The organism is Rhodococcus sp. IEGM 1302, assembly GCF_030056935.1.
GTDB classification, from domain to species: domain Bacteria; phylum Actinomycetota; class Actinomycetes; order Mycobacteriales; family Mycobacteriaceae; genus Rhodococcus_F; species Rhodococcus_F qingshengii.
Genome location: NZ_JASHKY010000002.1, coordinates 318455 through 341231, shown reverse-complemented (window position 1 = coordinate 341231; position 22777 = coordinate 318455). Strand labels below are relative to the sequence as shown.

Genomic DNA, 22777 nt, shown 5'->3' with positions numbered 1-22777 from the left:
CAACTCGCATCCGAGCGCCTTGTGGTGCTTGGATGACGGACGTGACAGCTCAGGATCAGCAAGACGAATCGACCCACGAAACCAAATTTGCGCACGTCAGCCGGGGTTATTACCCGACGATCGTCGCGCTCTTCACCGCAACGCTGCTGATCTCGAACGTGGCGGCAACCAAGGGGGTCGCCTTCTTTGCGGATTCCGACTTCTCGCTCGGTCCCTTGCAGATTCTGCCCATCATCACCGATGGTGGATTCTTCTTGTTCCCGCTCGCCTACGTCCTCGGTGACGTGCTCAGCGAGGTCTACGGCTTCAAAGCGACCCGACGCGCGATCTACCTGGGCTTCGGCGCACTGATTCTTGCCGCTGCGTGCTTCTGGATTGCAGTGCAACTCCCGTCGGCAGAGTTCTACGAGAACCAGGCCGCCCTCGAAACCGTGGTCGGTGTCATTCCCCGGCTATTGGTCGCGGGCTTGGCCGCCTACCTCGTCGGACAGCTACTGAACTCACTGGTTCTGGTCATGATGAAAAAGCGCATGCAGGAGAAGCATCTGTGGGCGCGGCTGATCGGCTCGACCGTCGTCGGCGAATTCGCCGATACCCTCATCTTCTGTTCCATCGCGGCCGGTGTCATCGGCATCAGCACATGGGAAGACTTCATCAACTACGTGCTGGTCGGCTTCCTGTGGAAGACGCTTGTCGAGGTTCTGGTCATGCCGATCACCTACCGCGTCATCGCATACGTGAAGAAGCGCGAACCGACCTACGCCTGAGGTGCAGGCGTCTTCGCCGCGTAGAACTTTCCGAGCATGTCTGCCTTGAAGTCGTGGAAATACCCACCTTCGATGCTGGCTCGGATATCGTCGACCAACTTCACGGTGAATCGCTCGTTGTGGATGGTGCAGAGCGTCGACGCGAGCATTTCCTTCGCCTTGAACAGGTGATGGATGTACGCGCGGGTGTAATTGGCGCACGTGTAGCAGTCGCACTCGTCGTCGATAGGCGTGAAGTCACGACGGAATCGGCTGGTGTTGATGTTGAACCTGCCGGAGCGGACGTAAATCGCAGCATTGCGAGCAACACGCGACGGGTTGACGCAGTCGAAGGTGTCCGCACCGTTCTCGATTGCGACGAAGAAGTCGTCCGGTTCACTGATGCCGAGCATATGACGCGGCTTGTTCTCGGGTAGTTCCTCGTTACACCAACGCACGATCGTTCCGAGGTTCTGCTTCTCGAGGGCGCCGCCGATGCCGTAGCCGTCGAAGCCGTATCCGTTCTCGCCTTCGATCGACTCGAGTCCGCGGCAGGCTTGACGTCGCAGATCTTCGTACTGCGCGCCTTGGATCACGCCGAAGAGAGCCTGATAGGGCTTGTCAGCGCGTTCGGCGGTGAGCTTCTCGTGTTCATTGATACAGCGGATCGCCCACGCCTGCGTGCGCTCGACCGATCGCTCCTGGTAGCCGCGGGTGTTGAGCAGCGTTGTGAGCTCGTCGAACGCGAACATGATGTCGGCGCCGAGCTGATGCTGGATCTGCATCGACACCTCGGGGGTGAAGCGATGCTTACTGCCGTCGAGGTGCGATTTGAACGTCACGCCCTCGTCGTCGACTGTCGCGAGACGCTCCTTGCCCTTCGCGATGACGTCGTCGGACTGCACACCGACGGCCTCCATCGCGAGCACCTTCTTGAACCCGACACCAAGCGACATGACTTGGAAGCCACCGCTGTCGGTGAAGGTGGGCCCGTCCCAGTTCATGAACTTGCCCAGCCCGCCGGCCTCGTCGACGATGTCGGGTCCCGGCTGCAAGTACAGGTGGTACGCATTGGCGAGCAACGACTGCGCACCGAGTTCCTTCATGGACTCGGGCAGCACGGCCTTGACCGTGGCCTTGGTTCCGACAGCCACGAACGACGGCGTCGCGATATCGCCGTGCGGTGTGTGGATGGTTCCGGTTCGTCCGAGCCGGTCCTCGAGCCTGGTCCCTATCGTGAAAATCGACTCGGGACGCTTGTCGACGGAGGGCGCGGGCGGTGTCGGTACTGCAGAAGTCACGGGCTCAATCCTGTCACAGGAGCAAATATCGCCGTGATCACAGCGAAGAAAGTTCCTACGCGATCAGCATCCGCATTGGTCTACTGACCGAACCCGAGCGGTACCGCCGCGTGAGGGTCCCCACCATACTTCCCACTACACATCCCCCGGCTCGACCGGTTTACCCCGCCAACCCGCTGACAGGAGCTCACTTGACGAGACAGACCGGCCAGACCTACAACTTCGTCACCGTCGACGTCACAGACTCGATTGCCACCGTGACTATCGACAAACCTCCAGCCAACGCATTCAACCCCAGCATGATCGCCGAGCTTCTGGAGATACTGCCGGTACTCGCGTCGGACCAGACCGTCCGCGTCATTGTCGTGACGGGCACTGGACGGTTCTTCGTCGCCGGTGCGGACATCACCGTGATGCGCGAGCTGACGGAAGAAACTCAGCGCGCGATGCGCCCGTGGGTCGACGTACAGCGGATCCTCGAGTCGGCTCCCAAACCTGTCGTCGCGAAGATCAACGGGCACGCACTCGGCGGCGGAGCAGAACTGACGTTGGCCTGCGACTTCCGCATCATGGCGCAGTCGGCGACCATCGGCTTCCCCGAGATCGGACTTGGGCTTTTTCCGGGTGCCGGTGGCAGCCAGCGACTTCCACGCCTCATCGGGGCTCACCGAGCCAAAGTGCTCATGATCGAAGGCAAGCGCCTCAGCGCCGAGCATGCACTCGATATCGGCCTGGTCGACACCGTCGTTGCGGACGCCGACCTCGATGCGCATTGCGCTGACCTCGCACGCGAACTCGCGACGAAACCCACTGCCACCATCGGAATGATCAAACGCATTGTCGACGAGGGCATGTCGTTGCCGCTCGATCAAGCGCTGGATCTCGAATTCGAGGCAGTGCTCGACCTGATCAAGACGGACGACGCTGCTGAGGGACTTCAGTCATTCCTCGACAAGCGGTCCCCCACCTTCACGGGACGCTGACAGCTCCCATTTACCGAGAGGCCATCATGCTCAACAAATTTCAGAAGAAATGGGTGGGCGCAGTCGCTTCTCTCGCCGCCCTGACGATCGCCGTCAGCGGATGCACCCGCCCCGCTACCGACAACTCCGCCGAAAGTGGTGGCCTGGTACGGATCGCGGTAGGTGTAGACCCGTCGTACGCCCCGATTTTCCTGGCCGACCACGAGGGCATGTTCGAGGCCGCCGGCCTCGACGTCCAGGTCATCCAGACCGAAGGCGGGGCAGCAGGCGCCCAGAACGTCGTAGCCGGAACTTCGGAACTCTCCGGCAATGCCGACTCGACGGCACTGTCCGTCATGGCCGCCAATCCGAGCCTGCGGGCGCTGGGCGTATTTCAGGAATCCGACCGATACTTCCAGGTTGTACTGAGGAATGGCGTCGAGCCGAAGTCGATCAAGACCATGGGCGTCTTCCCCGGCATCGGCCTCTACTTCACGAACCAGTACCTGGCCAGTCTCGGCATCGACCCCACGACGGTCACACTCGTGAGCACAAGCCCGCCCGAACAGCCTGCATTGCTGGCGCGCGGTGACATCGACGGCTTCCTGTCCTTCGACCCCTGGGTGACGCAGAGTGTCAATACCGGCGGGCGCGTTGTTGCCACGACCGGCGACTTCGGCGCCAAGTACGCCCAATGGATCATCGCTTCGGACAACTGGTTGTCCGCGAACGAAGAAACCGCAGGCAAGGTGTTCAAGGTGATCTCGGAAGCGTCGGCAATCGTGAACTCGGATCCGGATCGGGCTGCAACCGCAATTGCCGCGTCTATCCAGATGGACCCGGCCGAGGCCGCAGACCGGGTGACCCAAATCGATTTCGGTGGACGCGGATTCACCGAGGACGACGTGGAGCGCGCAAACGAACTTGTTGCATTCTTCCGCGAGCAGGGCAAGATCTCCGCGGACATCGATCCGTCCGCTGTCCTCCTCTCGGGATGGTTCGAGCAGAACGCCGCCTGAGCGGAGAGTGAGAACGGGTCCGGTGGGCAGACCGAAATCATGTCGCCCACCGGCCCGCAGAACTACGTTCGACTCCAGTCGGTTCGGCGATATCTTTCGATTGAAACGGAGTAGTTGTGGTGCATCCCCCGGTACGGGTCGTAGAGATTTCCAGTCCGTTTGCGCGATTCGCCGGGCGCATCCTGGTCGGGCTGGGTTTCGAGGTCATTCTGGTAGAACCACCCACCGGTGACCCCAGTCGCACCGAGTCCCAGGGTGATTCGTACTTGCATTGGCATGCGGGCAAGAAGTCCGTTGTCCTCGATATCGACGACAGCAACGATCGCCTCGCTTTCGAAGCACTGCTGCGCAGTGCCGACGTCCTGCTCGACGGCAGCGCGACCGGCGCTCTACGCGACAACCGAGGATCTCTCGTTCACGTACGAGTGACACCCTTCGGCACAACCGGACCGCGAAGTGACTGGAAGGCAACAAATCTGACCGTCGCGGCACTCGGCGGGATGATGGCCCAGGTCGGCGATCCCGAGCACCCTCCACTGCTGCTCCCCGAACTCCAGGCTGAGCAGCTCGCCGGAATCAATGCCGCAATCGGCGTGCTTCTCGGACTGCGTTCGCGATCCAAGGGCCACAACCCGTTGCTGGAGATCAGCGCTCAGGAATGTGTTGCCGCCGCGCTGGAAGCGGGCACTCTTGCCTACATTCACGAGGACCGCGTACCACCGCGTCCGGGCCGGGTACATCCGCTCGTTCCGCACGGACTGTTCCAGGCCGCCGACGGTTATGTCGGTGGCGGCCTCGGCGGTAGCCCCCGCATGTGGGACGGCATGTTGGCCTGGCTGATCGACAACGATGCTCAGGACGATCTCGATCAACCGGAGTGGTCCGACGCGGTCTACCGAAAGACGCATCAGGAACACATTTTCGACGTTCTGTCCGCCTTCATCGCGAAGTGGCCGAAGGAAGAATTCGCGGTCAGCGCGCAGTCACGCAAGTTGCCGTGGGCAGCGGTCGACCGGCCCGAAGAACTGCTGCGTAACCCGCAACTCAACGACCGGGACTTCTTCACCGACGTGACCGGAGATCACGGTACCTACCGCGATCTCGGGTTCGGCTTCGCTTTCCCCGAAGGCCGGCGCATCGGAACGCTCGAGGCTGCCCGGTTGGGCCAGCATCAGGAACTCTTGAAGGCCACCTCGCCTGTGGCAGTGAACGAAACCCACGAGTTCAGCGGTGGCAGCACGCCCAGCCTCGAAGGTGTCCGCGTCCTGGATCTCACGTGGGTGTTGGCGGGCCCGTACGGCACCAGAATCCTTGCCGACCACGGTGCCGATGTCATCAAGGTCGAATCGATCGGACGCCCGGACCCGACTCGCTTTGCACCGTTCATGCATCTCTCGCGAGGACCGCACGACAATCCGAACACCAGCGGGTACTTCAACGACGTCAACCGCAACAAGCGCAGCATCACACTCGATACCCGATCCGCAGAGGGCCTTTCGGTACTGCGCGACCTGATCAGGAACTCCGACGTCGTGGTCGAGAATTTCAGCTCGTCGGTCATGGACAAGATGGGGCTCGGCTACGAACAACTCCGGGAGCTCAAACCGGACATCATCTACGTGTCGATGTCCGGGATGGGTCACACCGGTCCTCGCAAGGACTGGGTGTCGTATGCCGACATCGTTTCGGCAAGTACCGGTTTGACCGCACTGACCGGCTGGAACGCCGATGATGTTGTCGGAGTCATCTACGGCCATGGCGACATCGTCGCCGGACTGCAAGCCGGCGTCGCGATGCTGGCAGCCCTCGACTACCGCGACCGGACCGGCCGGGGACAGCACGTAGACCTGTCACAACTCGAAGCCATGGCAGCGCACATGGGTACCAGCGTTCTCCGAGCCGCCCGGTCACAGTCCCCCGATCCGATCGGCAACAGCCATCACGAACTGGCACCACACGGCGTGTACCCGTGCCTCGGCAGCGACCGGTGGTGCTCGATTGCCGTTCGCGATACCACGGAATGGAATGCATTGTGCCGCATCATCGAAGCAGAGAAATGGATCGGCAATCCTGACTTCGCGAGTGCAGAAAGCCGCCAAGCCGATCACGAACGTATCGACGACGCCATCGCCGACTGGACCAGGACTCTGTCACCCGAAACCGTCATGGAACGCTTGCAATCGGCGGGTATCGCGGCCGGCACCGTCCAGGACGGACGCGACCTGGTCGAGAGCGATCCACATCTTCGGGCACGCAGTTTCTATTCGGCACAGGAACATCCCCTCGCCGGAACATTCCTCCACGAAGGCATCCCCGTTCGCCGGAACTCCGAACCCGGCTCGATCCGACGCGCTGCGCCGGTGCTGGGCGCGGACACCGACGACGTCCTCGAGTCGGTGCTCGGATACAGCGACGAACTGATCGCCGGACTTCGCGACCAGTCGATCCTGTCCTGACCGCACTCATATTCAGTACATCCATTCACAGATCGCTACTAGGAGACACAATGCGCGCGGCCCGACTCCATCAGTTCGGCACTTCACCGGTCATCGACGACATCGACATTCCCACACGTGAATCCGGTCAGACGCTCGTGCGCATCGACGCTGCCGCGCTCGGCCATCTCGACATCACCGTCGCGAGCGGAAACTTCGGAGTCAAGCCGAACCTGCCACATATCGGTGGAACAGACGGAGCGGCGACGGTAATCGAATCCGACACCTATGAGCCTGGCACCCGCCTTCTGGTCCGAGGCGGCGGAGTCGGCCTGTTCAAGAACGGTTGCTGGGCTGAGTATCTGGTAGCGGCAGACAAGGCGTTCACACCCTTTGATCCCGCACTGTCGCCGGCCGTCGCCGCAACCTTCTTCCTGCCCAGCACAACCGGCTATGTTGCCGTCAACGACATTGCAGCCGTCGCTCCCGGCGAACGAGTTGTTGTCGCCGGAGCATCCGGCGCTGTCGGATCGATGGCAGCACAGTTCGCTCTGCTTGCCGGAGCGTCCGAGGTAATCGGTGTTGTACCGCGCGAAGATCAGGCTGCCTTGCTGCCGGAGGGTGTGCGTCCCGTCGTCGGGCAAGGCGACGAACTTGCCGGAGTGGTGGGATCCGAGCCTTCCGTCGACGCCGTGATCGACACGCTTGGCGGCGACGGCTTGCCGCACCTTCTGGCGAGTGTTGTCCCCGGTGGCCGGGCTGCCCTGATCGGATATACCTTGGGTAAGAGCCTCACCCTGGACTTGCCGAACTGGTTGCTCAGCGATGTCCGGATCCTGCCCGTCAACATGATTCGCAAGACTGCCCGGCAAGCCGAACTGGCACCTGAAATGATCCGGCTGCTCATCGAAGGCAAGATTTCCGTTGCAGTGCAGGAGTTTCCGCTGGATGACATCGCAACGGCACTGCAGTTGATGGGTGAGGGCAAGGTTGCCGGCCGGGCCGTCGTCGTACCCTGAGGGATACAATTACCCATGCCCCACGACGCACATGCCATTCCGCGCTCGCTTCCGGATTTGATCCGGAGGCGAGCTTTGGAGCGTCCGGAGCACCCGGCGCTCGTCGTCGACGGGATCACGGTCACCTACCGCGAATTGCGGGATCGTGCAGCGTCGATGGGGGCGGATCTCCGTAATCACGGTGTCGGCCGTGGGGAGCGCGTGGCGGCACTGTCCGGCAACAGGATCGAACTGGCAGACCTTGTTCTCGGATGCGCGTGGATCGGTGCGGTTGTCGTCCCACTCAATACGGCCCTCCGAGCCGACAGTGTTGCCGGCGCACTCGAACAGGCTGGTGTACAACGGATCCTGGTTTCACCCGAATACTCAGGCGCTGTAGCCGGATTCGACGGCACCGTGTGGGTCATGGGTGAACAGTGCGTCCCCACTGCCGGTTCGCATCCGGGCTGTGAGCCCGAGACCCTCGATCCGCTCGACCTGGCCGCGATACTCTTCACCTCCGGCACCACCGGTCTGCCCCGAGGCGTCCGATGCCCGCACGCGCAGTTCCTGCAGTGGGGCAAAGGCGTCGGCGCCTCACTCGGGCTCACCGGGGACGATGTGCTGTACAACTGCCTGCCGCTGTTTCACACCAATGCTCTCAATGCCTTTGTTCAGTCCCTTTGGGCCGGGTCTACTTTTTTCCTGGGACAACGCTTTTCGGTCCGCAATCATTGGCGCGAAGTTCGCGAGATCGGCGCAACTGTCGACTACCTGCTGGGTGCGATGGTGGCCATGTTGATGAACGCGGACCCATCGCCGCAAGACCGACAGCACAGCGTCCACGTGGCACTTGCCCCCGCAACGCCGGCTCATCTGATCGAACCGTTTGCCCAGAGATTCGGTGTAGAACTCGTGGACGGATTCGGAAGTACCGAAACCAATCTCGCGATAGGCACACTTCCGGGAGATCGGCGGGCCGGGTACATGGGGCGGGTGATGAGTGGCTACGACGCCGCAGTCGTCAACGACGGTACTGCGGCCGCAGACGGGGAGCCCGGCGAACTGGTGGTCCGCAGCACGATCCCCGGCGCCTGTTCACTGGGCTATCTGGGCGAGGAGATTCCGGCGACGGAGAGTTGGATACAGACCGGTGACAGGGTGATTCGGGAAGCAGACGGCTGGTTCCGATTTGTCGATCGCATCAAAGACGTGATTCGGCGCCGCGGTGAAAATATTTCCGGGGCCGAAGTGGAAACCGTTCTGGCGTTGCATCCGTCGGTCGGTCAGGTTGCTGTCTTCCCGGTACCGTCGGATCTGGCCGAGGACGACGTCATGGCAACTGTAATACTGCGCCCCGGAGTATCTTTCGACCCCATTTCGATTCTGGAGTTCTCCCAGCAACAGCTGCCGTACTTTGCACTTCCCCGGTACATCGACGTCGTGGACACGTTGCCACTCACCGAAACCGGCAAGGTACAGAAAGCAGTGCTACGTGAGAGAGGCGTCGGCCCACACACCTGGGACTGCGAGAAGAGCGTGTTCCGCGCCCGGCGATAGACCGCGCCTCGCTACTTGCCGCAACCGTTGAACGAACACATCACCGGACTGCAGATCGTGCGCAGAGCCAGCGGGTCGCTCGGCGAATGTGTGCACTTCATGGCATGAAGTTTTCGGGTGATTCCGGCGCCGGCAGTGCGCAGGGCCCCGGTGATGCGGCTGACGTTGAGGCGAGCCGTCGGCGCTGTCACAGACAACGCGCCGGCCAGAGTGCGCGGGCCGCTGAACACCGGCACTGCAACGCTCATGTACCCGAGCCGTGTCTCCTCGACCTCCACCGCGAGTTGTTCCTTACGCATCCGCTCGGTTTGCTGGCGCAGCACGCTGACGGACATCGTCGTTCGACTGGTCAAGGCGGTGAAACCCTGCTCGACTACCTCGTCGAAGACCGATTGCGGGGAGAAGGCAAGGATGATCTTGCCGGTGGCGGTGCAGTACAGCGGGAGCCGACCGGCCACCCGCGACTGCTGATTGAGCCCGCGGTGTCCGATGATCTTCTCGATGTAGAGGACGTCGATGCCGTCACGAACCGCAAAGTGAACCGTCTCCTGCGTCGCCAGCAGTAGGTCCTCCATGTACGGCAGCGCCGCGTCGCGCAGAATCCGCTGACGCGGCACCAATTGGCCCAGCTCGAACAATCGCAGGCCGAGCCGGTACTTGGTACCCGCGCGCTCGAGCAATCCCCACTCGACCAGCTCGCCGGCCAACCGGTGAACCGTCGCTTTCGCGACCCCACTGCGCCGGGTGAGCTCCGTCAGAGACAGGTCACTGTGGTCGGTGTCGAAAGCGTCCAAGATCATTCGAGCCTTGCCCAGGACCGAGGACAGTTCACCTGCAGGCTGCGATGCAGCGGTCGTTTCCGACGCGATGGGTAGTACGGATCCGAACCCGACGGATTGTTGTGGAGCGGCCATGAGTGTCCTCCTGAACGATCTGTGACAGCCTGCCGAGACCGAGTGCCACAACGACCGAGATCGGTCGGGGTCCTCGTTAGGTGCAGGTGCTTCGAGACTGACACTATGGTGACGACACGATGAGACGCACGCCACACGGTCCGCTCAGTGAACCCGTCCCGCAGAGTTTACACGGGGCGCCTACCTGCGTAATTCTCCAGAAACATGCGGACGGCGGATGCAATCTGCGGAGCGTGCTCCTCGACGAGTGCGACGGTCCCCGATTCGACGATCTCCGTTTCCACCACTGCCGCACCCGTCAGGTGTGCACGCAACGGCGCAATGTTAGGCATCGAGAAGGGATCCTTCTGCGCGCCGATCAGCAAAACCGGCGCAGTCACCGAACCGACTCTCGCCTCCATGACGTAGCGGGCGCAGGCTTTGTGCCCCTCCGCCGGATCGACCCGGTAGGCAAGCGCGTCTCGGATGAACCTGTCGAGCAGTGCGGTGCCTGGTTCGGGGTAGTAGGGGCGACGCATCTCCCACAGCCTGGTGAGATGGCTACCGTCTGCGGCCCGGTCGACGCAGTCGATCCCACCGGGTCCCGAGTGCCCCTCGCGGTAGTTGCGGTCGGTCCACGGGCACGACGAGAGCACGGCAGCGTGCACCCTCTCGGGGCGTGATGCCGCCATCTCGAGCGCCACTGCCGCACCGGTGTGGTGACCGATGACCGTGACTCGATCGATGCCCAGGGTGTCGAGCAATTCCCACGCGCCTCGCGCATAGGTCTCGATGGTCTGCGGGCCGGGCACCGGAGCACTGTTGCCGTACCCCGGCATGTCCATCGCGACAACGCGGAAGTCGTCGGCAAGGAGTGGAATGAACTCGCGGAACTCGTCCCACGACCGGGGCGCCTGATGAAGCAGGAGAATCGCCTCACCCGAACCTTGCTGCGCGTAATGCAATTGCCCGAAAGACGAATCAACGTATCCGAGTTGCAGGCCGCCAGCCATCAGAACGCCGCAACCATCGGGGTATCGACGCCGACGATGTCGATCTTTGCCGAACCACCCGGATTTCCGACGGGCTCGCTACGGGTAGGCAAGACCTCGAGGAAGAAGCGCTTGTTGTCTTCCTTGAAATCCGGGTCTGCTTTCCGGTCGACGGTGATCGCCTCCACCGGGCAAGCCAATTCGCAAGCGCCGCAATCGATGCATTCGTTCGGGTTGATGTAGAGCTTGCGATCACCCTCGTAGATGCAATCCACGGGGCATTCTTCCATGCACGATCGGTCCGTGTAGTCGATGCATGCTTCACCGATGACAAATGCCATTGCCTAGCTCTCCTGTTCGGTGGAGTGTCCAGGGAAGATTTCTGCTTCCGGATCCAGCACTGCCGCAGCGTTGTTCACCGCAGTCGCGGCCTCGCCGAAACCGACGGCGATCAAGCGGACCTTGCCGGGATAGTCCGTGATGTCCCCGGCGGCATACACACGCGGAACATTCGTCTCCATCCGTGTGTTCACCGCGATGTGGCGATTGTCGATCTCGATTCCCCACTCCATCATCGGACCGAGGTCGGCCGTGAATCCCAATGCAGCGATGACGGATTGAGCGGGCAGCGTGGACGTGCTCTTGTCTTGTTTGTGGGTGATGTCGACCTCGCCGATCCACCCGTTTCCACGTACCGCCGAGACATCGGCGTTGACGAGAACCTGGACACTGCTTTCCTGCACCTTGGCGACTGTGGATTTGTGTGCGCGGAAACGATCTCGCCGGTGAACCAGGGTGACGGACTTGGCAATCGGTTCCAGGTGAACGGCCCAGTCGAACGCGCTGTCGCCGCCACCGACGATGACAACGTCTTTCCCGGTGTGCGCCGACAAATCCGGGACGAAGTAACTCAGCCCCCGATCCATGAACTCCGAACCCTTCGCCAACGGACGCGGGGTGAAGGTTCCGATGCCGCCGGTGATGACAACCGCGCCGGCCACCACGACCTGGCCCGTGCTGGTGGTGATCCGCACCCGGCCGTCGTCGTCATGCGACAGCTCACGAGCCTGCATGCCCAGAAGGTACACCGGATCGAACGGGGCAGCCTGCGCCATCAAACCCTCGATGAGGTTGCGTCCCTTGACCGAAGGGAATCCCGCGATGTCGAGGATCGCCTTCTCCGGGTACATCGCACTGACCTGTCCCCCCGGTTCCGCAAGGGCATCGATCACGGCAACCGAGAGGCCGCGGAAGCCTGCGTAGTACGCGCCGTACAGCCCGGCGGGGCCGGCACCAATGATCAGAATATCGACGCCGATCTCGTTGTCGGTCGCCGTGGAAGACGTTTTGTTCACACTCGATACGGTATTGCGCCGACGGACTCACGCAAATGAAACCGGTCCGCTCAACAGACCTCGGTAACAGTTGCGGGACACCACGAAAAGGGCCCGCCGACCTCTCGGTCGACGGGCCCAATGCTCGCAGGAATTCAGTGCGCGAAGAATTCAGTGCGCGAATACCTCGGGTTCGTCTGCTGCGATCTTCTGGATGATGGTCGAGTACGCAAACCACCCCACCTTCTCGGTGCCGACTGCTTCGTAGGCCTGCGCCGCGATCTTCTCGTGCAGGACAACCGGATCACCGGCGGCTCGCGCCGTCAACTCCGCCTGCATCGACCGCTCCATCGACACATACCACCACACTGCGCTCTCCACGGAAGTTCCGACGGTCAGATGACCGTGGTTGGTGAGGATCACGGCCTTGTTCGATCCGAGGGCATCCGCGATGCGAATCCCCTCCTCTTCGTCCAGCGCCACCCCGTGATACTCCTCGTAGATCGAGTGATCCTCGTGAAAGGCGCACGCGTCCTGAGTGATCGGCGTGAGGCGGGTGTGCAGCGAGGAGAACGCCTTACCGTTCAAACCGTGAGCGTGAACAGCTCCGATGACGTCGGGACGAGCCTCGTGAACCTTGCTGTGGATGACAAACGCTGCTCGGTTGAGCGGTCCGTCTCCGGAAATGACCGCGCCGTCCGACGCCACATGCAGCAATTCCTCCGGCTGAACCTGGGAGAAGTGCCGCCCGAACGGCGCAGTCCAGAAAGTCTCCGGATCTTCTGGGTCTCGGGCGGTGATATGTCCCGAGATTCCCTCGTCCAAACCGAATTTCGACAAAATCCGATACCCGCCGATGACAGCGGTCTTGCGACGACGCCGCTCACTCTCGATATCAGTGAACTCGGGCGGTCCCGGAATTCCGGCCTGCTCGGCAATGCTCAGCGGGTGATTCATGCTGCGCTCCTGACTATTTGACGCCGTAACGGGCGAGGTACCGCGAGGACAGAATGCGGAGAATCCGGTCGAAGATGAAGCCCATGATGCCCAGGACGATGATGCCGACGAACGTCCAGTCGATCCGGCCGTAGTTTCGAGCCTGCCAGATCATCGAACCGATACCCTGGTCGGCGGCGACGATCTCCGCCGACACGATGGTGAGGAAGCTGTTGCCCATCGCCAGGCGAGCGCCCGTGACGATGCCGGGGATCGACGACGGCAAGACCACCGTCTTCATGATCTGAAGTTTGTTGGCACCAAGATTTGCCGCTGCCTGCAGTTTGTTCTCGCTGATCGCTACAGTCGCGGCAATCGTGCTGACCGTGACGATGAATACCGAGGTGTAGAAGATCAGAACAACCTTCGACGTCTCACCGATGCCGAACCAGACGACGGCGAGAGTGACAAACGCAATAGGCGGAATGAACCGGAAGAACTCGATGTACGGATCGAGGAGCTGTCGCACGATGGAAATGCGGCCCATCAGAATTCCGACGGGAGCACCGATCACGACACCCAGGAACCAGCCGATGAGAATTCGCTGACCCGATGCGGTGATCGACGACCACAGAACGCCGCTCTCCCACAGTTCCTGTGCCGCCGACCATACTTCGGCCGGTGATGCAATGGTGGTCGGCCCGTACCACCACGCCAGGAACGACCAGATGCCCAAACCGATTGCCGCTGAGGCTGCATACATCAGCGTCGCTTTGACAATCTTGGATCGCCGCGCCGACGAACGCTTTTTTGTCTCCGCCACCTTCGCTGTTCTCACACCGGCTGAACCACCGGTCACTACAGCCGTCACAGCTCATCCTCCTCAATGCCTTGGTTCCGCAGCGACGCAACCACCTCTGCCCGAATGTCGTCCCGCAGCTTCTCGTAGAGCTCGATCACCTCGGGATCGTTGCGGTCTCGCGGACGAGCCGCATTGACCTCGTAGACGCTCTTGATCCGGGCCCGCGGGCCGGCCGACATCACGATCACACGGTCAGCCAACGTCAGTGCCTCGTCGATATCGTGAGTCACGAATACCACGGTGCAGCGGGTGTGCCGCCAGATACGGTCGAGTTCGGTCTGCAGAACCTGACGAGTCTGAGCGTCCAACGCACCGAACGGCTCGTCCATGAGAACCAACGACGGCTGGTTGGCAAGAACTCGTGCGATCTGAACACGTTGCCGCATACCGCCGGACAGCTGCGAGGGGAACTTCGCACCCGCGTGGGGCAAGCCGACCATCGCGAGGTACTCGGCCGCGATACTCGCCTGCTCGCTGCGGTTCGCTCCACGCATCCTGGGGCCGTAGGCCACGTTCTGGCTCACGGTCATCCATTCGAACAACGCTTCGGAGCTCTGAAACACCATGCCGGCGTGGCGGTTACTGCCGGCGACGACATCTCCGTCGCACACGATCTCGCCGGCGCTGGGTTCCACGAAGCCGGCCATGGACGACAGCAGCGTCGACTTGCCGCAGCCACTCGGACCGAGCAGACAGACGAATTCACCTGGCTGCACGTGCATGTCGATTCCGGCGACGATCTCCGCCGCGCCGAAGCTGATTCCGAGGTCGACCACGTCGATGGCAACACCGGTGTTCTTCTTGCCGGGGCCGGCTGTCCCCGCGCTATTCGTCGAGCTGGTCGTTGAACCACTTGTTGCGATACTCACTGTGCACCATCCTTGTACCAATCCAGAAGCATTGCCGATTCGAGATCCGGCTGGTCGCTGAGAACACCGATCGACTTGTAGAAATCTACGATCGACTGAGCCGACTCGACATCCGCAGCTTCGAGATTCACCACGGCGAAGTCGATCTCGTCCACCGCGGCAATAGTCTGATCCTCGCTGACGTTCACAGCCGCCTTGGTCGCGGACGCTGCCACGCCCGGATCCGACTCGACCTTGCGCGTTGCCTCGTCGAGCACCTTCGCGACGGTTCGCGCTGTCTCTTCGTTGGCCGACAACCACGGAGCCGTCGTGATCGCCCAATGATGATAGAACCAGCCGTAGTCTCCGGTTACTGCCACCACGTGGCCGGTTCCCTGATCCAGGGCGGTGGCCGGCCACGGCTCCCACAGGACAAACCCGTCGATGTCGCCGCGACTGAGCAGTGCGGGCATGTCCGTCGGGGTCGCCGAGATCATCTCGACCGAACCGGGGGCAATGGAATTGGCAGCGAGGTACTTGTCCGTCGAAATCTGGCTGAGACCCGGGACGATGCCCATCTTCTTGATCGCAGCCGGTGAGTCGACACCGTTACGCAGCACGACCTTGATGTAGTCACCCGACGCCTCGTACGAGTACATCGCGCGCAACGACGGATTCTGACGCAGCTGGGCGATCGTTGTCGTATCGGAGCTACCGGCGATCTGGACCTGCCCGGTCGAGAGTGCGTCGACGGCCTCGCCACCACGACCGAACTGGACGAGTTCGACGTCCAAACCGGCAGCGTCGAACATGCCTTCCTGATCCGCTACGAAGAACGGAGCGTAGGAAGCATCGATTCCGACTGCGATACGCAGTGGTCCACTTCCGGCGGAATCAGCTGTGCTTTGCGTCGCCGGGCGGCTGCATGCGCCGGTTGCAACGGTCAGCAGCAGCGCAGCCGAAACAAGAGCAGTCCTTCCAAACTTTGACAGCGAGGCCATCTACTCACACCTTTGTTTGTGATCTGTGCCGCAGTTGCGGGTCGTGGAGAGCAAACCTAGCTGTGTGTACCTACACCCGAGAACCAACCGGGTCCACCGTGCGGACCGGGGACAGGAACTTACCTCGGCGAAACACTGCACCTGGAGGAACGTGCGGACCGAAATACTTCGGTAACACGGCCCTCGATCACAATGTCCACCGAATCACAATGTCCACCGAATTGTCTGCGAGCGCAGCGCACTGGCGACATTCTGCGCCGTCATCGAATAGATCGACGCACGCGCTCCGGCGCTGCCGCCGGCGACGTGCGGGCTCAGGAGGGTCGAATCGAATCCACGGAGCGGGCTCGAAATCGGTAGTGGTTCAACGTCGAACACATCGAGGGCAGCGCCGCCGACATGCCTGGAACGCAAGGCACGCGCCAATGCCGCGTCGTCGACGACAGCGCCGCGCGCCACATTGACCACGATCGCTCCGGTGGGCAACTGCGCAACTCGATGGGAATTGATCAGTCCCCGAGTTGATTCCGTAAGCGGGACGGCCAGCACCAGGACATCCGCGAGAGGCAGTAACTCGTCGAGTGACACAAACGTCGCAGCCACAGTGTCACGCGGTCTCGAACGCGCGGTGACGTAGACGTCGCAACCGAAGGCGGCAAACAATTCTGCACACCGGCGGCCGATCGAACCAACACCTACGACGCCGACCCGGCGCTGCGCCAGATCGCGGCAATCGCGCGTCAGGATGGATTCCTGTGGCCATCGACCATCGGTAACCTCGTTGTGCGCCCAGAACATGGAGCGGCACAACACACCTGCCGCGAGCACTGCCCACTCCGCAACCGAGTTCGCGTTTGCACCGGGAGTATTCGCCACCGGAACTCCGGCGGCGCGCCAGGCTTCGGCATCGATGAAATTGGTTCCGGCACCAGGCTGTTGGACGAGGAGCACATTCCGGCCGAGCTCTGCTTCCTCCTTGCCCAGTGGCAGATCACCACTCCAGTCCCCCACCACGACGTCGCATGTCGGCAACTCCGCACGGAGCGCCCCCGTGGTGCGCTCAGGTAATCGAACTACCTCCGCCTCACCCCTGACGGCGTCACGGATTGCGGTACCGAGTCCGTTGTCGGCGTCGGCCGTCAGCAGAAGTACTTTCTTCACGAGAACTCCTTCGCTGTAAGACGATGACTGTACCTTCGAAAACGCGGAAGCCGGCCTCCCAATCGAGAGACCGGCTCCATTACGCAGCAGCATATTTGGCAGGAACTTCTCAGATAGCTGCCTTCGCGCTGGCTGATGCCTTTGCCAAGAACTCGAGGCTCAGCGGGTTGTACTTCGCTGCCTGCTCGTGCTGCGGCCAGTGACCGCACTCCGAGTAGAGTTCGAGCTGAGCGCCCGGAATATCCTCGGCCATCTTCTTCGCTTCCGGAACATCACCGAACGGATTTTCCTGACCCCAGACCACAAGAGTCGGCGCCTTGATGAGTGCCATTCGATCCGGGCGCAGCAGGTTCCGCTGGCGAACCTCCATCTCCTGCAAGGAAAGGAGGTTGTGGATGTTGGCGACAAAGTCAGGCTGATGGTAGATCCGGTGACGAGCCTGAACCAATTCCTCGGTTGCATCGGCGGGATCATGCATGAGCAACTGCATACGTGCGCGGGTCAATTCGATGTCGTCACTCTGGACGGCCTTCGCGGTCGACGTCTTGATGCGCTCCATGACTACCGGGTTCGCGACTGTTCCGCCTGCTGCCAGCAACTGCAGCGACAGAACACGTTCGGGCTGCTCGCTGGCCAGGTAGGCAGCGACCCAACCACCGAGGCTTTCACCCACCAAGTGCACACGGTCCAGTCCGACCGCGTCGAGGTAGTTCACCAAATGCTCGACGTAGCGCGGAATCTCGTACGGGTAGTCAGGCTTGCCGGTGTAACCATGGCCGAGCATGTCGATCGCGTGAACCCGGTAAGACTCGGCGTGCGGTGCAATATTGCGTGCAAATGCCTCGAGGTGTCCGCTGGTGCCGTGCAGGAAGATCACGGCCTCGTCACCGGATCCTGCCTGCAGAGAGCGCGTGGGCACACCGCCGGCGTCGACGGTCGTCAACTCGAAATCGAGCCCGGCAAGTTCGTTCCAGATTGTCATCAGAGAAACTTCCTTTACTGAAGGTGCAGATTATGTTGTTGCGCTGTCTGTTCCAGCTGGATCGAGAATCGTGACACCCATACCGGTGAGCCACTCGGGAATCGCTTCGTAGGCAAGGCGTTCACCCGGAACGTAGTCGAGCATCGCGGCCATCATGAGCCAGGTCCGCAACTCCTGCGCACCGTTGCCCGCCTCGTCTTCGATCTGCTGCGTCGTGAACTCGGCAAGCTCACTTGCCTTGCCGCTGGCAAACAGATCAAGAATTCGGTCATCGAACTCCGGAGTGATCGCGGCATCGGCTGCGCGGATGATCTGGCGTCGCCGGACGTCGTAGTCGGACCAGTTCTCCCGGCCGTCCAGCCAGGCTTGAACCATGAAATCCTCGTCCTCACCGTGCGGATCCCGCCAGTCCGGCCAGGGCAGACGATGAGACAATCCACCGGACGCGATCACCACGACCCGGGTATCCGCCGGATACGACGCAACGGCATCCCGCAGGGCCTTCGCCACTTCCTCACATCGCTTGAACGTCGGGAGGGGCGGCGCGAATACGTTGACCACCAACGGAACTATCGGAACATCGATTCCGACGAGAAGGTACTGAATCGCGTGAGACTGACCATGATCGATCTGCAATCGCGCCGAGTAGGCAAGATCGAACCGGCCACCTTCGATCAGCTCGTTTGCAAGGTGCCTGGCGAACTCCACGTCGACCCGTTGCGGCCCCTTGGGTGTTCCTGACTCGCCACTGGAAATGCACTCTCCGACGCCGAGAGTGAACGCCGGAATCAGATCCAGCCAGAAACCGCGAAAGTGGTTGGAGCCGAGAATCAAGACAACATCGGGTTTCGACGCCGCGATCTTCTCCCGGCTCAGATACAGCGCGTCCCGGAAGCGTTCGGCCTCCGCCTTGTGCGTCGTCTCTTCCCAATGGGTGTTCATCAAGGTGCTGTGGGAGGCACCGATACCCAGAACTATCTTCGCCATCAGTCGATTCCTACTTCCTCGAGCGAGCGGGTGACGGTGTCGAGGGCCACTCGGATCAGATACTTCGTAAATCTCTCCGCCGCAGCCAGGTCCACAGTGTTCATCCCCATCGCGAAGTCCACCTCGAACGGTGCGTCGACCACCTTGGGCATACCCACCCGAATCGTCGGGATGCCGCGGCTGCGCAGGATGTTTGCGTCGGTGGCTCCACTCGCGTCGAAGAAGTCCTGATGCGGCTCTCCTTCGGCAGCTTCCCACGCGTGGACTGCGGCGCGGCGCAACCACATTCGAGGGTCGGAACCCTCACCGGGGATGGCAAGAACCTGTTCGATGTCGATCTGCAGATCCAGCGATTGTGCGATCTCCGCAACGACGGCTTTGAGTTCGCGCTTGGCCGCGGTGGGCGTCGTCCGCGGGCTGAGCCGTAGATCAACGGTAAGGCGCACCTGCTCGGGGGTGAACGACGCTGTTCGCTCCCACCCGCCGCGGATGTTGGCAACGATCCCCTGAGGCGCAACCAAACCGTCCTGATGCGCCGCCGAGTACTTCGGGAACCATTCCTCCAACTTGGCGACCACCTCGCCGGCTGCGGTAATCGCGTTGCGGTACGGCAACCGGTGGCGCGAGCCGACGTAGGTGTGCAGACCGTGCACCGTGATCTCGAACCAGGCCAGTCCCACTTCTTCCCAGGAAACCGTCCAGCCGGGCTTGGCGATCAACGCGCAGTCCGCCCACACTCCCTGTTCCAGGAGGAACGAGCAGCCGACGCCCTGGCCGGTGTTGCGTCGGGGGTTTCCGACACCGGGGCGGGCATTGGTCGGCATACCACCGGCGCCGAATCCGAGCACCAGGTCACCGCGGAGCGGAATACCGGCTGCGGCAATTGCTTCGGCCGCCGCGACAATGCAGACGGCGTGGCCTTTGGGGTTCGACGCACCCAATCCGATCACGTAGTTCTCGTCGAACTGGGCGTGCGGCGTCAGATCCGCTCGCAGCTCATTTCCCACCCACGGCAGGTCTTCCGCCGGATCGCCGGTCGTGACGGTGTCGATCGGCGCATACAGCAACAGGTCCGGTCCGGACCCGTCACCGCGGAGCCTTCCCCACGAGTTCGCTTGCCGATCATCGAGATCCATTGTGTGGGCCTCGATGCCCGACGCTGCCAGGACCGCCGTGATGTGGCGGGCCAGCGGTGCTTCGTCACCCGTCGGACTGGGAATGTTGACCACCGAAGTGGCGAGATCCCGCAATCGCGCACGATCGACATGGGCGTAGGCTCGCTCGACCCATTCCCGGCGCTCGTCGCCTAGGCCTGCGAGAGCATCGGCCCTCGCAGTGGTCATGGATTGACCTGATGTACCTGAGTATTGCTGCGCTCGCCGGCCAGCTGCCACAGCTTGGGAACTGCCACTGCAACAGCGGCACCGATAGCGACAGCCGTCAGAATCTTGAACATGTATCTCTCCTATTCGCTGGTGCCGGTGGGAATCTGAGCGTCGGCGACAGGGGCCGAGCGGGGCGTTGGCGTCCGGCGCTCTCGGGTGGGCCTGACCGGCGCCTTGGGGGTGTGCTTGGCCGCGTCGGCGATCTTCTCGGCGTACTCTTCCTCTGCCAGATTTCGCCACGTCGTCAGCGACACGTCCGGTCGGTACAGCTTCTCCGGCGGTGCGTCGGTGACCTCGACCATCCACGCATCCTGACCCGAGAACTGACCGTGGAACAGCCAGCGGATCGCGCCGAGGTACTTGGCGTAGAAGCCCAATTTTGCTGCGCCGGAGACGAAGTTGACCATGAGGCCGACGTACTTGTGGTTGTCTTCGTCCACCGGGACGTAGAACTCGTAGTGAATGAACTTGGGGTACGCGATGCGCAGGACACCCGGCATGGACAGCGAAGCAAAACCGGGGAAGTTCTGAGCTGCGATCACAGGATTGACGTCCAGACCGGCGCCGACGTTTCCGATCTGCGAAATCTGGGTCTCGTCCGGCTTCTTCTTCCACCACCGCTTGTTCGTCCAGGTTCCCACGCCCGGGAATTCCGCCTCCCAGTACACCTCTTCCTGCACGCGGTAGATCCAGCGTCCCTCCGGAACGATGCTCGTGATGTTCCACGTCGGCATCGGCTTGAACAGACGCCACAATGCGGTGCGGTGCAGGTACTTCGCATGTCCCTCGTCGAAACCGTTCTCACATGCGAAGCGCCAGTTGCCTTCTCGGGGCTGAATCCGACCACCGACGATACCCTTGTTCTCCACCAGCTCACGCGGCAACTGGTCGTCGATGGACGGCGCCGGCTCGTTGGCGATCGGGATGTACACCCACACCAGACCGAGTCGCTCCTCGATCGCATAGGTCTGGACGTTCAGCTTGCCGCAGATCTTGGAATCCGGACCGTCGGTGATGACCGCGGCCAGCTTGCCGTCAGTGAGCCGGTACGTCCAGCCGTGGTACGGGCAGCTGACAGTTCCCGGGAACTGCTGATCGCCCTCGGACAACGGAACGCCGCGGTGCGGGCACCGATCGTGCAGGGCATATGCCTTGCCTGCGTCGCGGATGATCGCCAGCTTTTCACCACAGATGGTGAAGCTCTTGGGGTCTTTGGTGATGTGGTTCGACCACGTGACCGGGTACCAGTAACCGCGGTATCCGCTGCCGGCTGCGTTGTAACCCGGCCATGCCGTCCAATCCTGCCGACCGGCCGCTCGTGGCCGCTCGGGCAGCGCGAACGTGGCTTCCGACGCCTCGACACCAGTCATGTGAAGTCCTCTCGACACTGAACGTTTGAATGAAACAGATCTTGGGTGAGATTGCGGTCTACGCCAATGGATTCGGTTCGCTCAGCAGACCCGGACCACCACAGCGGTTCCGACGGCACACAGCACGCCATTGTCCGAATGCTCCCGCAATGCCAAAGTTAGTTGGTCACTGTCGATTTGGGACACTTCACCCGACACCTCGAGTGTGGTTCCGACGGGCGCGGGCGCACGATTCTGCCAGGAGACGGACACAACTCCTTCGTATCCACCGGCAAAGTGTGACGCGGCACGAAAGAACAGCGTGCCCTGCAACTGGGCCATCACCACCGGTGCGGACAACCCCTCCGTCTGCGCATAGGAGGCGTCGTAGTGAATACGGTGCGAATTGTGCGTCGACGCCCCGAATCGAAGGATCCGAACCGGATCGCAGACCAAGGTCACCGATTCGATCGGCGTGCCCACGACTACTGTTTCGGTCATCGGACGATGAACTTCTCGACGACCTCGGCGAATGCGCCGGACTGCGCACCCCGGTAAGTCTTGGTGACCGAGAGCAGCAGAAACTCGTCCGGAGCCCGGCCCTTGGTCGTCACGGTATCGAGTACTCGCCCTACGACGACAGCCTCACCCAGCGGGGCCGGTCGCAAGAAAGTCACACTCTGCCCGCCGGCCATCAAGCGCACGTCGATACCGTCTGTGCCCGGCACTTCGTCACGGAACATGCCGTCTGCTCGGTACTCTCGATCGGAGCCACCTTGCGGTCCTCGCAAAAGCGAAGGCAGATACATCGGATGGACGGCAAATGCCGGGTGCTCCGGGTCGAGAAACCGGGGGTCCGTCTCGGCGGTGGCAACCGCAAACGCAACCGACTCCGCCGGACGCACCGTTCCCAACTCTCGCGTTTCCCGCGTACCGATCATCGCCTCCGCGCGATCACGCGCGTGCTCGAGTTCTGTTCTCATGCCAGCACGCTAGGCATTCGGAAGTCTCACAGCCACGAACCGG

General features: G+C 62.0%; 22 protein-coding genes. 6 read left to right on the top strand and 16 right to left on the bottom strand.

Annotated features, from left to right (window positions below; all coding sequences use genetic code 11):
* The first annotated feature begins 32 nt into the window (after positions 1-32).
* Positions 33-767, top strand: coding sequence for a queuosine precursor transporter (locus QM609_RS06290; RefSeq protein ID WP_030535741.1), 735 nt, complete (start codon positions 33-35; stop codon positions 765-767).
* On the opposite strand, the gene tgt is transcribed toward QM609_RS06290, so the two are convergent.
* The gene (gene tgt / locus QM609_RS06285; protein ID WP_007731594.1) at positions 758-2047 is read right to left on the bottom strand and encodes a tRNA guanosine(34) transglycosylase Tgt; all 1290 of its coding nucleotides are present in this window, start codon (positions 2045-2047) and stop codon (positions 758-760) included. The two genes, QM609_RS06290 and tgt, sit on opposite strands and share 10 nt — an antisense overlap.
* 191 nt (positions 2048-2238) lie before the next feature.
* Between tgt and QM609_RS06280 the strand changes: the two genes are divergently transcribed.
* From QM609_RS06280 to QM609_RS06260, 5 genes are all read left to right on the top strand, one after another.
* Entirely contained in the window at positions 2239-3030 is a 792-nt protein-coding gene (locus QM609_RS06280) for an enoyl-CoA hydratase/isomerase family protein (protein ID WP_020723626.1), read from the top strand.
* Between the two features lie 26 nt (positions 3031-3056).
* Positions 3057-4028 carry an ABC transporter substrate-binding protein gene (locus QM609_RS06275; protein WP_007731596.1) on the top strand — a complete coding sequence of 324 codons (972 nt, stop codon included), beginning with the start codon at positions 3057-3059 and terminating at the stop codon, positions 4026-4028.
* A 119-nt stretch (positions 4029-4147) separates the two neighbouring features.
* The gene (locus QM609_RS06270) at positions 4148-6484 is read left to right on the top strand and encodes a CaiB/BaiF CoA-transferase family protein (RefSeq protein ID WP_228232382.1); all 2337 of its coding nucleotides are present in this window, start codon (positions 4148-4150) and stop codon (positions 6482-6484) included.
* 50 nt (positions 6485-6534) lie between these two features.
* Positions 6535-7482, top strand: coding sequence for a quinone oxidoreductase family protein (locus QM609_RS06265; protein WP_007731598.1), 948 nt, complete (start codon positions 6535-6537; stop codon positions 7480-7482).
* Positions 7483-7497: 15 nt separating this feature from the next.
* On the top strand, positions 7498-9021 hold the full coding sequence (locus QM609_RS06260) for an AMP-binding protein (RefSeq protein WP_050655580.1): 1524 nt from the start codon (positions 7498-7500) through the stop codon (positions 9019-9021).
* Positions 9022-9032: 11 nt separating this feature from the next.
* Here QM609_RS06260 and QM609_RS06255 read toward each other — a convergent pair whose 3' ends face one another.
* The 15 genes from QM609_RS06255 to QM609_RS06185 all read right to left on the bottom strand — a co-directional run bounded on the left by QM609_RS06255 (position 9033) and on the right by QM609_RS06185 (position 22734).
* Entirely contained in the window at positions 9033-9935 is a 903-nt protein-coding gene (locus tag QM609_RS06255) for an IclR family transcriptional regulator (protein WP_007731601.1), read from the bottom strand.
* 167 nt (positions 9936-10102) lie between these two features.
* On the bottom strand, positions 10103-10927 hold the full coding sequence (locus QM609_RS06250) for an alpha/beta fold hydrolase (protein WP_050655581.1): 825 nt from the start codon (positions 10925-10927) through the stop codon (positions 10103-10105).
* Positions 10927-11247, bottom strand: coding sequence for a DUF362 domain-containing protein (locus QM609_RS06245; RefSeq protein WP_007731605.1), 321 nt, complete (start codon positions 11245-11247; stop codon positions 10927-10929). The genes QM609_RS06250 and QM609_RS06245 overlap by 1 nt, the downstream gene beginning before the upstream one ends.
* Before the next feature lie 3 nt (positions 11248-11250).
* Complete coding sequence (locus QM609_RS06240) at positions 11251-12261, bottom strand: NAD(P)/FAD-dependent oxidoreductase (RefSeq protein WP_050655582.1); 1011 nt, start codon at positions 12259-12261, stop codon at positions 11251-11253.
* A gap of 150 nt (positions 12262-12411) precedes the next feature.
* On the bottom strand, positions 12412-13197 hold the full coding sequence (locus tag QM609_RS06235; protein ID WP_050655583.1) for a class II aldolase/adducin family protein: 786 nt from the start codon (positions 13195-13197) through the stop codon (positions 12412-12414).
* 13 nt (positions 13198-13210) lie between these two features.
* The gene (locus QM609_RS06230) at positions 13211-14047 is read right to left on the bottom strand and encodes an ABC transporter permease (RefSeq protein ID WP_019746502.1); all 837 of its coding nucleotides are present in this window, start codon (positions 14045-14047) and stop codon (positions 13211-13213) included.
* Positions 14044-14907: an ABC transporter ATP-binding protein gene (locus QM609_RS06225; protein ID WP_007731623.1), complete on the bottom strand. Its 864-nt coding sequence runs from the start codon at positions 14905-14907 to the stop codon at positions 14044-14046. The genes QM609_RS06230 and QM609_RS06225 overlap by 4 nt, the downstream gene beginning before the upstream one ends.
* On the bottom strand, positions 14904-15887 hold the full coding sequence (locus QM609_RS06220; protein ID WP_007731624.1) for an ABC transporter substrate-binding protein: 984 nt from the start codon (positions 15885-15887) through the stop codon (positions 14904-14906). Before QM609_RS06220 ends, QM609_RS06225 begins: the two co-directional genes overlap by 4 nt.
* A 204-nt stretch (positions 15888-16091) precedes the next feature.
* A complete protein-coding gene (locus QM609_RS06215; protein WP_019746501.1) occupies positions 16092-17048 on the bottom strand; it encodes an NAD(P)-dependent oxidoreductase in 957 nt (318 codons plus the stop codon).
* A 109-nt stretch (positions 17049-17157) separates the two neighbouring features.
* The gene (locus QM609_RS06210) at positions 17158-18030 is read right to left on the bottom strand and encodes an alpha/beta fold hydrolase (protein ID WP_019746500.1); all 873 of its coding nucleotides are present in this window, start codon (positions 18028-18030) and stop codon (positions 17158-17160) included.
* Positions 18031-18060: 30 nt separating this feature from the next.
* Complete coding sequence (locus tag QM609_RS06205; RefSeq protein ID WP_050655584.1) at positions 18061-19017, bottom strand: DODA-type extradiol aromatic ring-opening family dioxygenase; 957 nt, start codon at positions 19015-19017, stop codon at positions 18061-18063.
* On the bottom strand, positions 19017-20360 hold the full coding sequence (locus QM609_RS06200; RefSeq protein WP_050655585.1) for a M20 family metallopeptidase: 1344 nt from the start codon (positions 20358-20360) through the stop codon (positions 19017-19019). The genes QM609_RS06205 and QM609_RS06200 overlap by 1 nt, the downstream gene beginning before the upstream one ends.
* A 122-nt stretch (positions 20361-20482) precedes the next feature.
* Positions 20483-21772 (bottom strand): aromatic ring-hydroxylating oxygenase subunit alpha, encoded by a 1290-nt coding sequence (locus QM609_RS06195; RefSeq protein WP_007731634.1) that lies wholly within the window; start codon positions 21770-21772, stop codon positions 20483-20485.
* An 81-nt stretch (positions 21773-21853) separates the two neighbouring features.
* Positions 21854-22252, bottom strand: coding sequence for a hotdog family protein (locus QM609_RS06190; protein ID WP_021332874.1), 399 nt, complete (start codon positions 22250-22252; stop codon positions 21854-21856).
* Positions 22249-22734, bottom strand: coding sequence for an FAS1-like dehydratase domain-containing protein (locus QM609_RS06185; protein WP_007731639.1), 486 nt, complete (start codon positions 22732-22734; stop codon positions 22249-22251). Before QM609_RS06185 ends, QM609_RS06190 begins: the two co-directional genes overlap by 4 nt.
* Positions 22735-22777: the final 43 nt, after the last annotated feature.